The organism is Paenibacillus sp. JCM 9796, assembly GCF_055379675.1.
Genome location: NZ_AP043723.1, coordinates 502,193 through 516,451, shown reverse-complemented (window position 1 = coordinate 516,451; position 14,259 = coordinate 502,193). Strand labels below are relative to the sequence as shown.

The 14,259-nt window shown below is 55.2% G+C and carries 12 protein-coding genes; 8 read left to right on the top strand and 4 right to left on the bottom strand.

Annotation, left to right across the window (positions count from 1 at the left end; genetic code table 11):
* Positions 1-36 precede the first annotated feature (36 nt).
* Together glmS and ACZ439_RS02625 are read right to left on the bottom strand one after the other, a co-directional pair.
* Complete coding sequence (gene glmS, locus ACZ439_RS02630) at positions 37-1,863, bottom strand: glutamine--fructose-6-phosphate transaminase (isomerizing) (RefSeq protein WP_054799073.1); 1,827 nt, start codon at positions 1,861-1,863, stop codon at positions 37-39.
* 2 nt (positions 1,864-1,865) lie between these two features.
* Complete coding sequence (locus tag ACZ439_RS02625) at positions 1,866-2,177, bottom strand: helix-turn-helix domain-containing protein (RefSeq protein ID WP_230875989.1); 312 nt, start codon at positions 2,175-2,177, stop codon at positions 1,866-1,868.
* Positions 2,178-2,590: 413 nt separating this feature from the next.
* Here ACZ439_RS02625 and ACZ439_RS02620 point away from each other — a divergent pair, with 413 nt between their 5' ends.
* The 5 genes from ACZ439_RS02620 to ACZ439_RS02600 are packed head-to-tail and all read left to right on the top strand — an operon-like array spanning position 2,591 to position 8,272.
* A complete protein-coding gene (locus ACZ439_RS02620; protein ID WP_230876005.1) occupies positions 2,591-3,427 on the top strand; it encodes a decaprenyl-phosphate phosphoribosyltransferase in 837 nt (278 codons plus the stop codon).
* Between the two features lie 35 nt (positions 3,428-3,462).
* Complete coding sequence (locus tag ACZ439_RS02615; RefSeq protein WP_054795240.1) at positions 3,463-3,816, top strand: SMR family transporter; 354 nt, start codon at positions 3,463-3,465, stop codon at positions 3,814-3,816.
* A gap of 18 nt (positions 3,817-3,834) precedes the next feature.
* A complete protein-coding gene (locus ACZ439_RS02610) occupies positions 3,835-4,269 on the top strand; it encodes a divergent PAP2 family protein (RefSeq protein WP_127605579.1) in 435 nt (144 codons plus the stop codon).
* A 44-nt stretch (positions 4,270-4,313) separates the two neighbouring features.
* On the top strand, positions 4,314-5,996 hold the full coding sequence (locus ACZ439_RS02605) for a hypothetical protein (RefSeq protein ID WP_464620587.1): 1,683 nt from the start codon (positions 4,314-4,316) through the stop codon (positions 5,994-5,996).
* A 17-nt stretch (positions 5,997-6,013) separates the two neighbouring features.
* Positions 6,014-8,272: a hypothetical protein gene (locus ACZ439_RS02600; protein ID WP_127605575.1), complete on the top strand. Its 2,259-nt coding sequence runs from the start codon at positions 6,014-6,016 to the stop codon at positions 8,270-8,272.
* On the opposite strand, the gene ACZ439_RS02595 is transcribed toward ACZ439_RS02600, so the two are convergent.
* A complete protein-coding gene (locus ACZ439_RS02595) occupies positions 8,269-9,150 on the bottom strand; it encodes a hypothetical protein (RefSeq protein WP_054795234.1) in 882 nt (293 codons plus the stop codon). The two genes, ACZ439_RS02600 and ACZ439_RS02595, sit on opposite strands and share 4 nt — an antisense overlap.
* A gap of 380 nt (positions 9,151-9,530) precedes the next feature.
* Between ACZ439_RS02595 and ACZ439_RS02590 the strand changes: the two genes are divergently transcribed.
* The 3 genes from ACZ439_RS02590 to ACZ439_RS02580 all read left to right on the top strand — a co-directional run bounded on the left by ACZ439_RS02590 (position 9,531) and on the right by ACZ439_RS02580 (position 13,679).
* Entirely contained in the window at positions 9,531-10,469 is a 939-nt protein-coding gene (locus tag ACZ439_RS02590) for a hypothetical protein (protein ID WP_464620586.1), read from the top strand.
* A gap of 177 nt (positions 10,470-10,646) precedes the next feature.
* On the top strand, positions 10,647-12,020 hold the full coding sequence (glmM, locus tag ACZ439_RS02585; RefSeq protein WP_464620585.1) for a phosphoglucosamine mutase: 1,374 nt from the start codon (positions 10,647-10,649) through the stop codon (positions 12,018-12,020).
* A gap of 558 nt (positions 12,021-12,578) precedes the next feature.
* A complete protein-coding gene (locus tag ACZ439_RS02580; protein ID WP_127605567.1) occupies positions 12,579-13,679 on the top strand; it encodes an LLM class flavin-dependent oxidoreductase in 1,101 nt (366 codons plus the stop codon).
* 77 nt (positions 13,680-13,756) lie between these two features.
* Here the strand turns inward: ACZ439_RS02580 and ACZ439_RS02575 are convergent, their stop codons facing one another.
* The gene (locus ACZ439_RS02575; protein ID WP_155614264.1) at positions 13,757-13,933 is read right to left on the bottom strand and encodes a hypothetical protein; all 177 of its coding nucleotides are present in this window, start codon (positions 13,931-13,933) and stop codon (positions 13,757-13,759) included.
* Between the last annotated feature and the right edge of the window lie 326 nt (positions 13,934-14,259).

Genomic DNA, 14,259 nt, shown 5'->3' with positions numbered 1-14,259 from the left:
TCCTCCTTACTCTCTATCCGTGCGTGTTCAGCTTGGCTACTCGACCGTTACGCTTTTCGCCAAATTGCGAGGTTTGTCCACGTCATTCCCCCGAATCGAAGCCGTGTAGTAAGCGAGCAGCTGCAGCGGTACCACGGCAAGGGCAGGCGCCAGCAGGGAATAGGTACGCGGCACGTAGATCACTTGATCTGCGGTTTTCTCCAGCTCGGTTTGACCTTCCAAAGCCAGCGCGATCACGTAAGCGCCCCGTGCCTTGACTTCCTTGATGTTGCTCGCGGTTTTCTCCAGCAGCAGCTCCTGGGTTGCCAGCGCAATGACCGGCGTGCCTTCTTCAATCAGCGCCAAGGAGCCGTGCTTCAGCTCGCCCGCGGCATACGCCTCCGAATGAATGTAGGATATTTCCTTCAGCTTAAGCGACGCTTCCATCGCCAGGCTGTAGTCGAGTCCGCGGCCGATAAAGAAAAGGTGATTCTGATTCGAAATCTGCTCGGCGATCTGGCGGACCGGTTCCAGGCCTTCCAGCATTTCTTCCACTTGGGAAGGCAGCCGTTCCAGCATGGCAATCAGCTCGATGAGCGAGGCTTGGTCCAGCGTCTCCATGGACTGGGCCATGAACAGACCGAGTAAATAGAAGGCGATCAACTGCGAGCTGTAAGCTTTGGTCGAGGCGACGGCGATCTCGGGACCGGCCAGTGTGAACAGGACATCGTCCGCTTCGCGGGCCACCGAGCTGCCGATTACATTCGTGATGGCCATGACGCGGGCGCCGCACTGCCTGGCCTCGCGCATGGCGGCCAGCGTATCCGCGGTTTCTCCCGATTGACTGACGGCGATGACGAGCGTGTTCTCGCGGATCACGGGCATCCGGTAGCGGTACTCGGAGGCGAGGTCGACTTCAACCGGAATGCGGGTCAGTCGTTCGATGACGGTTTTACCGACGAGCGCCGCATGGTAAGCCGTGCCGCAGGCGACCATATGGATCTGCTTCAGACCGCGGATTTGCTCTGCGGACAGCGTCATGCCGGGAAGCACGATTTCCTTCCCCTCGTTGATTCTTCCCCGCATCGTATCCTGGTAGGCGCGCGGCTGATCATGAATTTCTTTGAGCATGAAGGTATCGAACCCGTTCTTCTCCGCCATCATGAGATCCCAATCGATGTGGAACAGCTGCTTGGCGATGAAATTGCCCTCAAGCGTCATCAGTTCGACCCCGTCCCGCGTCAGCACGGCCATCTCGCCGTCATTCAAAATGTAAACATCGCGCGTATATTCCAGAATGGCCGGAATATCGGAGCCGATGAAATTTTCACCTTGTCCGACGCCGATAATGAGCGGACTGGCCCAGCGGACCGCAACCAGCTTGTCCGGCTCGTGCTCGGAAAGCACGGCGATGGCGTAGGCGCCCCGCACTTGGCTGACGGCCTTCCTGACGGCTTCGGTTAAATCTCCTTCATAATGGTGGGCGATCAGATGAGAGATGACCTCGGTGTCGGTCTCCGACAAGAACCGGTAACCGAGCTGCTCGAGCTCTTCCTTTAATTGCAGGTGATTCTCAATGATACCGTTATGTACAACGGAAATTTTCATGTCGTTGTCGGTATGCGGATGCGAATTGGCATCCGAGGGCTTCCCGTGAGTGGCCCAGCGGGTATGACCGATGCCGGCGAAGCCCGTGAGCGGCTGCGCCTCCAGCCGCGTTTCCAGCTCGCTGATTCTTCCTTTCGTTTTGCGGAGCTCAAGCCCAGCTTCCGTGTGAATGGCCACCCCGGCGGAATCGTATCCCCGGTATTCCAGTTTTTTCAAACCTTCCAATAATATGTTCTGTGAATTCCGGTTGCCGATATAACCTACAATGCCGCACATGATTACTCCTCCTCTTGTTCGCTTTGGCCTACTTGCCATTTTCGAAATTCGATAATGCTCTTCAATTCTTCCCGGCTGATGCCGCAGTTCAGAGCGTCCTGAAACAGGTCATACCACTCCTGCATCACCATGGGATCACGCTCCGGCGTATCGGGTTGAACCAGCTGTTTCAATGAAACGTCCAGCGCGGCCGCAATTTTGTCCAACAAGTGGACGGACGGATTCGAATGAATGTCCCGTTCGATGGTACTCAAGTAAGATTTGGCAACACCAGCGGCCTCCGCCAGTTCAGAGAGCGTTAACCCTCTTTCCATGCGAAGCTTCCTCACTCGTTTTCCCAACATGCTCCATCGGTCCTTTGTTGTAGTTTCCTTGCGCAAAAACACAGGCGTATCGTTCGTCACGACGTTCCTTATAACGAACGAATAATTGGAGTATAACGTAAAAAACGTCAAATTAAAAATTGAACAGCTCGGATTATTCCGTTTTAAAGAACAAAAAGCGTGGATTTCCTGCCATATTCTCCAAAATACTACCAAATATCGTTCTTTATAAAGAATCTTTCGTTCGTTATAATGAATTGCGGAATGGAGGTATACCCGTAATTATCAGACATAAGCCGCACCTAATCGATGACAAAGGAGGTTTGGTCATGTCCCAATCCAAAGCGCACGCCGAGCTGGAAGGCTGGGGAAGCCGGCCGGTTCCCATCCGCTATCTGGCCTTGATGCGGCCCCGGCAGTGGACGAAAAATTTGCTCGTGTTTGCTGCCCTGATCTTTTCCATTCAACAGGCGGACATGCACATGCTCGGTCAAGCTTTGGTCGGCTTTGTGCTGTTCTGTCTCGTCTCCAGCTGCGTGTATGTGCTGAACGATTACGTAGACCGGGAACGGGACCGGATGCATCCGGAGAAGAAGAACCGGCCGCTTGCTTCCGGCGCGATTCATCCGCAGGCGGCGCTGCTGTTCGGCTTCGTCCTGCTGACATGCTGCCTGATGCTGGCGTTCCGCTTCCAGGTTGCTTTCGGGCTTGTGCTGTCCGCCTATTTTTGCATGAATGTGCTGTATTCCCTGCGGCTCAAGCATGTCGTGATTGTCGACCTGCTCATCGTCGCCTCCGGGTTCGTGCTGCGCGCGGTAGGCGGCGGTCTCGTCATCGGTGTACCGTTAACGCCGTGGTTCCTGCTTTGCACGATGCTGCTGGCCTTGTTTCTGGCGATCGGCAAACGCAGGCACGAGCTGGCGCTGATGCAGAACGGCATGGGCTCGCACCGCAAAGTGCTGGATTCGTATTCGATGGAGATGCTGAACCAAATGTCGGGGATCGTGACGACGGCGACGATTATGAGCTACGCGCTGTTCACCTTTACCTCGGGCCATACGATCCAGCTGATGTGGACGTTAATCTTCGTGCTTTACGGCGTGTTCCGCTACTTGTATCTGATTCACATGGAAGGAAAGGGCGGCCGCCCGGAAAAGCTGCTGCTTGAGGATAAGCATATTTTGCTGACGGTGATTTTGTACGGATTTTCCGTCGTGTGCATTCTGCTGTTCTTCAATTAATTAAAACAAGCTCGGTTGGGAAGGGAGAAGCTGCGGTGATCCATTATGTATGGTTATTCGTATCCGTATTGCTAGGCGCCGCGGGGCAGGTGCTGATGAAATGGGGCGTCGGTACACCCAAACCGGCGGGCGCCGCCATGTTGTCCTGGTCCTCTATGGCGTCTTATGGGCCGATTGCGGCAGGGCTGGCTTGTTATGGTTTAAGCTCGGTGTTCTGGCTGCTTGCGCTCAAGAAGTTCCCGCTCAGCACCGCTTATCCGATGGTTAGTTTGGGCTATATTGTCGTCATGGTGCTAGGATTTTATTTGTTTCATGAATCGTTATCGATGCAAAAATGGATCGGCGCCGCCTTCATCTCCTTCGGCGTGCTGCTCATTGCGCGAGCATAACGGAAAGGGGGAGTGGATGTGGACATCGGTGCAGGCTTCTTGTATCCGGCGCTGCCTTTCATCGCCTGGCTCGTGTCCGGGACGCTGAAGTATGCGGTGAACAGGGTGCGGCACGGCCGCGATGCCCGGAAGCTGATCGGCAACGGCGGCTTTCCGAGTACGCATACGTCGGTTGTATCGTCTGTCGCCATGCTGATCGGCTTCGATCAGGGCTGGGGGACGCCGCTGTTCGGTCTCGCCGTCGCCTTGACCTACATCGTGATGATCGATGCGGTGGGCATCCGCCGCGCCGTCGGGGAGAGCGCGAAACGCATTAACGAACTGACCCGCGAAATTGCCGCCGCCGGCGGGGCCGGCCTGAGAGAAAGGCAGGGGCATACCCGGTCAGAGGTGCTTGGCGGCCTGGCGGTCGGCACGCTGCTTGCTTGGATCGCCTCACAGCTGACGGGTTAGTCCAGGTACATACAAAGATTTTTCGGATAATGGGAGTGGGCATTATGAGAAACCGGATGGCATCTATTAGTTTGGTCAGCGGAATGACGCTCCTGACGCTCAACGTCGCCGCCTTTATGATCCCGGCGCTGCTGTTTCTTGCCGGGCTGCCGGTGATGAAGGCGGACTTTTGGCTCGCGGCGGCTCTGGCCGCCTTGCTCTCCTGGATCGCGTCGAAGAAGCTGGCGGAGGAACAGCACATGAAGGTGTTCGCCATGTCGGCGGGACTGAGCGCTTTGCTGTTTATAGGCGGCTTCGTGGTGTGCGGGTATTTCTACGATCTGTCCTATGACGGCCAGGCTTATCACCAAGAAGCGATCATTCATTTGGCGGAAGGATGGAACCCCGTCTACGATAAGGAAATTTCCATACCGACGGGCAACAGTATCTGGGTTAACCATTACGCGAAGGCGGCCGAGATTGCCGCGGCTTCCATCTATATGGCAACCGGTCTGCTCGAGCCAAGCAAGGTCATCAACTTGATGATGATGGCGGCTTCCGGCCTGCTCAGTCTGGCGGCGCTGCTGACCTTGAAGCCTGAGAACAAGGTCACCGCTTGGGTGGTGGCCCTGCTGCTTGCGCTTAACCCGGTCAGCGTTTACCAGTCGTTCACCTTTTATGTCGATGGACTGCTGGGTTCGCTGCTGCTATGTCTGCTTGCGCTCGGGTGCTTGATCTTCACCCGTCCGGGCTGGCTGCTGACGACGGTGTATACACTGGGGATGATCATGATGATGAACCTCAAATTCACCGCCGTCGGTTACGCGGGTGTGCTGACCGTGGGGCTGCTCATTGCCCTGTACATGGGTGAGCAGTTTGCCCGGCTGAAGCATCTGTTTCGCATGGCGGCAGTCGGGGGGCTGATCGGCGTGCTTCTCGTCGGATACAATCCTTACGTGACCAATACGCTCCACTACGGGCATCCTTTTCATCCGCTTGCCGGGGACAATGCCATCGATGTTGTGAAGAACTTTACGCCTCGCAATCTGGAACGGATGAACCGCTTCGAGCGGGTGGCAGCCTCTTACTTCGCCGAACCGATGGGCAACCGCACGGATAAGAAGCCAACGCAGTTCCAATGGCCGTTTATATTCAGCGCCCAAGCGCTGCCGACCTATGCCGAGAATGATGTCGCGGTAGCCGGCTTCGGGCCTTTGTTCAGCGGTGCGCTGCTGCTTGCTCTGCTGGTGCTGGCGTTGGCCTTGCGGCGGCGCCCCGGGATCACCTTGGCTGCCATCGGGGTCATTGCGCTGGTGGTGGTAACTTCCTTGATCAACCCGGCGGCCTGGTGGGCACGCTATGTGCCCCAGCTCTGGACCGTGCCGTTGATTTGCGTATGGCTTGCCCTGTGTGTGAAGGGCTACCGGTTCTTGAACGGCGTCGGCATCGCGCTGGCTGTCGTGATTGCCGCGAATGCGCTGTTGGTCGGCAGCTCGTTCACAACCAGGCAGTGGGCGATGAGCGAGGAGCTCCGCGGCCAGCTGGCACAGCTGCAGTCGGCGTCCCAGCCGGTGAAGGCTGAGTTTACCTACAGCTGGTCCAACCGGGAACGGCTTAAAGCGTACGGCATCGAATTCAAGGAGGAAACGCCGCTCGTCTGCAGCAGCGAGAAGGTGACGCTGATTAAATCAGGAACCACCCTCTGCGTAGATCAGGATAAACAGGAGATGCAGGTTAAAGCGAAGTAAAGATCAAGGAGGGTATCATGCACGTCATTTCGGTAAAAAAAAGAATCCTGCCCGGGCTGGTCCTTCTCGCCTTGTTGGCGGGCTGCACCCCGCCATGGGGCGAAACGGCCCGAAACCTGTTTGCCGGCGGCAGCAAAGACATTCCCGTGTCAGCCCTGCCGGTGTACGATGAGGGGGGCGTGAAGCAAACCTCCGCCGTTAAGGACGGGCATCTGCAGGTCTACGACGGGAAGGCGTGGAAACCGCAGTTTTGGTCCGGCGTGAACATGGGGGCTACGACTCCGGGGCATGCGCCCGGAGAGCTCAGTCCGACCAAGGAGGATTACTTGCGATGGTTCGGACAAATCAAGGCTATGCATGCGGATGTCGTCCGGATTTATACGATTTTGCCGCCGCACTTCTATGAAGCGCTGGCCGAATTCAATGCCGGACGCAAGGACCCGCTTTACATCCTGCAGGGCATCTGGGCGCCTGAGGAACAGCTCGTCGGCGCGGGCGGGCAGGGCTATGATGCGCTGCAGCAGGACACGATCGACCAGTTCCGGAAAGAGATCCGGGATGCCGTTCAGGTCATCCACGGGCAGTTGAAGAGGAAGGCGGAGTCCGGTCATGCTTCGGGCAAATTCGAAGCCGACGTATCGCCTTATGTGCTCGGCTGGGTGGTTGGCATCGAGTGGGACCCTTACACCGTGAAAGCGACGAACGATGCGCATCCCGGTATGAAGCCGTTTCAAGGTACCTATTTTCAGGCGGCTTCCGGGGCCTCCCCTTTTGAAAGCTGGCTGGCTCAAATGCTGGACACGTTGGCGCAGGAGGATATGAAATTCGGCTGGCAGCATCCGGTTTCGTTCACCAATTGGGTGACCACCGACCCGCTGACCCACCCGAACGAACCATCAGATACCGAAGACCTGGTCTCGGTGGACCCTATGCAGGTTCGTCCGCAAGCGGGCTGGAAGGCCGGCTATTTCGCCTCCTATCACATTTACCCGTATTACCCGGACCTGCTGCGGTACGAGGAGAAGTATCAAACCTACAAAGACAGCGAAGGGAACATCAATCCGTATGCGGGGTACCTGCACGAGTTGCGGGAGCATCACAAGGGTATCCCGCTGATCGTGGCGGAATACGGCGTGCCGAGCTCGCGCGGTATGGCCCACTACGGTCCGCTAAACCGCAATCAAGGCATGCATTCGGAAAAAGAACAGGGGGAAATCGACGCCGATTTGTACCGCAGTATTTACAACGAGAACTTGGATGGCGCAGTCCTGTTCGCCTGGCAGGATGAATGGTTCAAGATCACTTGGAACACGATGGAGCTGGATTCGCCGATCGACCGCCGTCCCATGTGGCGAAACATGCTGACGAACGAGGAGCATTTCGGCTTGCTTGCGGTGGAACCGGGCAAATCGCAGGAGGACACGATCGTGCTTGACGGGAAGACGGATGATTGGGACCGCCGAAAAAACACCGAAAGCCGGGATTATCCGGGGTACAGCCTCACCGTCTCGCATGATGAAGCTTACCTGTACTTGCTGCTGAAAAATAAGAACGGCGATTGGAAGCCGGGGGAACAGCCGCTTTATATCGGCTTTGATACGGTGGATAGCGGGAGCGCGAAGGCGGATAAAGCGCCTGGCATCACCTTCAGCGGCGGTCAGGAGTTTGTTATGAAGCTGAGCGGGGAGAACGACTCGGCCATCTATGTGCAAAGCGCGTATGATTACCATGCCTGGCAGTATGGCTTCGTGAACCGTATGATGCCCTGGCAGGAAGCCTGGTCTCAGGCAGAGAACGGTCTCTTCCTGCCGTGGAGGCTGCCGGTCAGCAAACCGCTGGTGCTCCCGCAAAGCAAGAAGCCGGTGCCGTTCGAGGATGTCGAGATCGGCCGGCTGCATCACGGCACGACAGACCCGAAGAGCGCCGAGTTCAACAATTTGGCCGACTGGCACGCCGCCGGGTCTGTCATCGAGGTTCGCGTGCCCTGGATGCTGCTCGGATTTACCGATCCCAGCTCGCACAAGGTATGGCGTTACCCTTATCAAGCAGCGGCGTTTAAGATGGAGGAAAGCAAGGCGGTCCGGGTTGAGCCGCATCTCTCCGGAAATTCGAACCCGGCAGAGCCTGTCGCTTACAAGTGGGATAACTGGAACAAGCCGGCATCGCATGAGCGTCTCAAGCAAAGCTATCCGATTCTGAAGGAGGCGTTCGGCAAGCTCGGGAAACAGCCGCCTAAAGCGACTCCTCCGGACGGAGCGGCAGCCGCCAAGCCTTAGTTGCGTATATGGCGCCAGCCGGTGTAATCATGAACGGCGATGCCCGAATAAGACGGGCGAGCTTTTAGCAAGCCGTCGATGACAGCCAGCTGGCGCTCCATTTCTGCCTTGCTTTCCCCGCTGAAGGTGATATACGGAGTATCCGGCGCCGGATTCGTTTCCACGCTAATCCATACCTTCTTGCCAAGACGGTCGGCTAAGGCTATTTCCTCCGCTGCCAAATCAATGACGTCCAGCGCTTGATTGCGGTAGGTCATCAAGGCGGTTTCATCCAGCTTGCCCATCATCGCTTCGCTGAGCGTGCCGCTGCCGTCCGATAGCGGAATGCCGTCGAGCCAGAACGGTAAGGCGGCGGATGTCGTTAAAGCGGCGGAATCCTTCTTCACCAGATCATGAAAATAGGCAATGGATTGCTGCCAATTCACGGCAACCGCATGTTGGTCCGCGGTCCAATCCGGCAGCAGATAAGGCTCGATGTCCACTTGAATGCCCGCAAACCGTTCGTTAACAAGCACGGATGCGTTATAGGACTTTACCCAATCGACCAGAGCTGTCATGTATTTCCGGTTTTCCGGAAGTGCCCACTTCGGAGCGCCGTCCAGCGCGTGGATTTGAATACCGCTGTCCGCCGCCGCTTGGATGAAGCTTCGATAATCGCTTTGGGCGACATCCCGGTTCACCTGTAAGTAGATGCGTTCGACCCGCTCATTTTTGGCAAATTGCAAAATGTCGGTTCGCCCTGCGTTCGTACCGATGAGCGAAGTATCCCACAGCCAGGTTGCCCTTGGCATGTTGGATGGCAAGGAGTCTGCCGAGGAAAGGGACGAAGTTGTAAAGCCTGCCGATAACCACATGAGCATCACCATCACTATAATCATATCAAATCCTTACCCCGCTACTGCAATTATGCAACATATCCGATTCAGCTCTCCTTTGCCGCCACTATTGTATTTCTCCCAAAGTTTGTGAATCGATGTACGCGGGGTTAAGCATGGATAGCGATCGTCCGGTCTCGTTCTTTCGTTCTTGGGTGATTAAATAGAAAGCTTGCATCCATTATACCAAACGATAGTTTCGCAGTTAAAGAGATTCGTTATAACGCATTTTCGGGTGCGATCTTCTATCAATCCTATGCAAAATTTGAGCTATTTTTACTATCATGAAAAAAATGACATAGGAACCATTCTTTATAACGAACTAGAATGGTATAATTTACCTTGTGTGCAGCTGAAAAATACGATATCGAAGGAGTTCATAAGTGAAAAGACAACGTCTACGGTCAAGATCCCGCTTTGTTGGAAAAGTACTGGTCATTTGTTTAGCTTTTACCCAGGCCCTTGTCGCCCTTCCGGCGGAAGCCGGTTTGACCCGTCAGGTATATGCCGCGGCAGCGGATCGCCCGATACATAAAGCCACTTGGCTGTGGAATACAGGTACGCTGCTGAAGGACAGAGAAGGCACATTCCAATTTCTCCGGCAGAACGGCGTCAATCTTATTTTTTTGCAGGCCGATCCGGATGTTCAGACGAGTGACTACAGCGGCTTTATCCGGGAGGCTGCCGCCCGCGGAATTGAGGTTCATGCTCTGGGAGGAGCTCCAGATTGGATCCTTCAGGACAAACAGATTAAGATGTACAAGCTGATCAATTGGGTGAAAACATACAACAACAGCGTTGCAGCCGAGGAACGGTTTAAAGGAATCCATCTCGATGTCGAGCCGTACGTCATGCGGGCATGGTATGAGGATACGGATACGATGCTGGGGCTTTGGCGGGATACGGTGAGCGGATTTGTCGAAGAAATGAAAATTGAAACCCCCGATTTGATCGCCGGTGCGGATTTGCCGGTCTGGCTGGAGCAATTCAACGTGCCGGACGGGGAGGGGGGGCGGACAACCTTGTCCAACTGGATGATCGGCAAGCTTGACCAAACGACCCTCATGGCTTACCGCGACAATGCGGCAGACATCATCAGCAGCATTGCTACAGAGCTGGGCGAGGCGGAGAGAAACGGCAAGTCCGTCATCGTGGCGGTGGAAACATTGCCGAGTTCCGAGGGCCCCATCTCCTATTTCGACAAAGGCAGCTTGCAAATGATGCGCGAGCTCGGCACCGTGGGCGAAGCGCTTATCAGCCGCGCTCCTTTTACCGGATATGCCGTGCATGATTATGACGGCTGGAGCCGTTTAAAGGAATAGGACGGCATCGGGACAAGGTTGGGACTCCACGAACGCAATTCCGAACGGCTGGGCATAGAGCAGAACGAATTGCCATTGTGAGGAGAGATACTCCGTCTTATTTGAAGCAGTGGAACAAGTAACCAAACTGGAATACGCCGAACCATTGCGGTGGCGCTAAGGAAAGGGGAATGCATAATGGGACGTTATTTTGGAACAGACGGTGTGAGAGGCTTGGCCAATCAGGAACTGACTCCGGAATTAGCCTATAAATTCGGGCGTACAGGTGCGTATCTGATCACGAAACAGAAAGCCAAGGCGTCGATTGTAGTCGGCAAAGATACTCGTATTTCGGGCGATCTGCTAGAGTCTGCTTTAATTGCCGGGATCCTTTCGGTAGGGGCCACGGCTATTCAAGCGGGTGTTATCCCAACGCCAGGCGTTGCCTACTTAACTCGAACCTTGCAAGCGGATGCCGGTGTGATGATTTCCGCTTCGCATAACCCTGTAGCGGATAACGGAATTAAGTTTTTTGGCAGTGACGGCTTTAAGCTGCTTGACGAGCTGGAAGATCAGATTGAGGATTTGATGGATCAGCCGGATGACCGGCTGCCGCGTCCTGTTGGAGCTGATCTTGGGCGTCTGTCTGTGCGTAAAGATGCAGCTGAAATGTATGCGAAATTTCTGGAGAATACCGCGTCTGTTCGTCTGAACGGAATGAAGGTTGTCGTAGATTGTGCGAATGGCGCGGCAGCCCGGATTGCGCCGGCTGTGTTTAGTGCCCTGGGAGCGAATGTCATTCCCTTGGCTGCAGAGCCGGATGGGATCAATATCAATGCAAACTGCGGCTCTACGCATCCGGATGAACTGCGGAAGGCAGTCGTGCGGGAAGGGGCGCAATTAGGCCTTGCATTCGACGGCGACGCAGATCGCTTGATTGCGGTGGATGAGACAGGGGAGCTTGTGGATGGCGACTATATAACGGCAATTCTGGCACGCAGTTTGCTTGACGCCGGTAAGCTGGACCGGAATACAGTAGTCACCACCGTCATGTCCAATATGGGCTTTGTTAAAGCCATGAGAGCCTTGAATGTTAACCTGATTCAGACGGCTGTCGGAGATCGCTATGTCGTGGAGGCCATGCGTAAAGGAGGCTATGTACTGGGCGGTGAACCGTCGGGTCACACGATTATGCTGCATCTCAACACGACAGGAGACGGTATTCTAACCGCTGTCCAGCTGGCAAGTGTGTTGGTGAAAACACGGCGACCCTTGAGCGAGTTACGCCAAATCATGCGCTCGTACCCGCAGCTGCTTGTGAATGTTCCGGCCGCAAGCAAGCAAGGCTGGGATGCCAATGTCCGCATTAAGCGGGCGATAGAGGCGGTTGAGGCGGAGCTTGGGGACGAAGGGCGTGTGCTTGTACGTCCCGGAACGGAGCCGTTCATTCGTGTTATGGTTGAGGGCCCCGATGCTGCTTTGCTGGAGGAGTATGCCGAGCGAATTGCTCGCGTCATTCGCTCGGAAACAGGCTTGGTGCCCCCTGCATTTCATCCGGTTTCATCGCGTTAGTACCGCAGGGGGCCATTCGTTCGGCTCAGTTGCCCATGTTTCCTTGTTGAGTTAAAGGAAGAGGTAAATGCATACCGGTTGCAACGTTCCCGCGGGTTCGAATTCATATTGAACGCAAATAGCCTGACTGTCTCCTGCAGTCAGGCTATTCGATCAGCTTTATTAATTAACGTAAATAAAAAGTTCTTCGTTCCCAAGCATAAGGTGAATTAAGAAATAAACTAACGGTGACGAAAGGACCGCGCAGAATACGAGGATAACCAGCGGAAGGCCGTCAAATTGTTTCTTTTTCTCCGTTTTTATTACCGTTTGCATTCGTATACTCCCCCATTTCAGATCGTATTGTTTGCCCCTGTCGTCCTTAGAACCATCATAGCGGAGTGAAATAAAAAGGTAAGTGATTTAAATCACATCTTCCATCGCGAGGCTTGGAAGGAACGACGGCGATGAAGATCAGCAGCCAAAAGCCTACTTCCGGAATTTCCCTTTTAGATGCATAATAAACTCATAGCACTTGTTACGAGATTGACTACTTTTCCGAGGAGCTGATCCATCCCTATGAATGACGAATCAAACAGAGCGCATGGGCCGGATTTTGAGTTCGGCGTGTACACTTTCGGGGATTTGCTGCCCGATCCGCAAACCGGACGGACCCTGAGCGCCAGGCAGCGTCTGGAAGAAATCGTGGCGGCGGCCAAGCTTGCCGATGAGGCGGGGCTCGACGTCTTCGGCTTCGGCGAGCATCACCGGCTGGATTTTGCGGCTTCTTCCACACCCGTTGTCTTGGCCGCCATTGCCCAGGTGACCAAGCGCATTCGGTTGACGAGCGCCACGACGGTGCTCAGCACCTCCGATCCTGTGCGGGTGTTCGAAGATTTCGCGACCTTGGATTTGATTTCGGACGGCCGCGCGGAGATCATCGCCGGACGCGGGGCGTTTGTTGAATCTTTCCCGCTGTTCGGCTATAAGCTGGACGATTATGAAGAGCTGTTCAAGGAGAAAATCGCGCTGTTGCTTGAGCTGAGCGCCAAGGAACGCGTCACCTGGGACGGCCGATTCCGCTCGGCCTTGCAGGATGCCGAAATCTCGCCCCGCCCCATACAGGAACCGCTGCCGATCTGGATCGGCGTCGGGGGAACCCTGGAGAGTGCGGCGAGAGCCGGTCTGTTGGGGAAAGGGATGGCGATGGCGCTGCTCAGCGGCGATCCGTCCTTCTTCAAGCCGCGGGTCGACATCTACAGGCGAACCTATCTGGAAGCAGGTCATCCTCCTGCGAACCTCAAGGTGTCTGTGAACAGCCACGGGTATATCGCGAAGACATCCCGGCAGGCTCTGGATGAATTTTACCCGTATTATGCCAATTACTGGGGCCCCCTGATGCGGGAGAGAGGGCGCAGCTTCACGATAACGCGATCCGATTTCGAGCGGTTCGTCCGCCCTGAAGAAGGTCTGGCCGTCGGCAGCCCGGAGCAAATCATCGACAAAATCATGTACCAGTATGAGATGTTCGGACATAACCGCTTCGTTGCGCAAATCGATATCGGCGGGCAGCCCTTCGCCAGGGTAGCAGCCGCCATCGAGCTTTTGGCCACGGAGGTCGCCCCGGCAGTACGGCGCGAGATTAGGCGACGGTCAGCGGGAGCTCGCGGCGATTCTTGACGGATATCGCCGCATATAGAGCGAAAACATAACGCCCTTCAGGATGCGGCTTACGCTTCTTGAAGGGCGTTAAAGCATTACGATTGGTTGCGGTTGACTTCTGCCGCATTCAGCATATCACGTTCGTTCTGCGCTTGGTTTCCGTAAAAAGCATCGTCCATCGCCTCGTTGGCTTGTACCGTCCGGGTAGCCTCCAGTTCTTCGGTCTGCTGTGCGTCAAGCCCGTCTATACCCTCTCTGTTGTCAGGCTCCATCGATTGTTCGCCTCCTTCACGAATTGTTGATAGGTCAGAAGTAGGATGCTGCAAAAACGGCCATCATAACCGTTAGCTTGGAAGACGTGCTGTATCCACTAGTATCGACATGGCTTCATCCCGACCTAAGTCCAGTGAACGCGCTGGACTATTGCCTGTTCAGCACGCTTCCAAATAAAGGGTATACTGAACGAAGCGATCTGCTGTTGATGGGGAGATCAGGCACGGAGAACGAAGGGAGACGGGACGGTTGATTAGAAACGGCAAAAAGGAGATTGGCGCTGCTTTATTTTTTATTGGAGTACTCTTATATTCGATCAGATTGA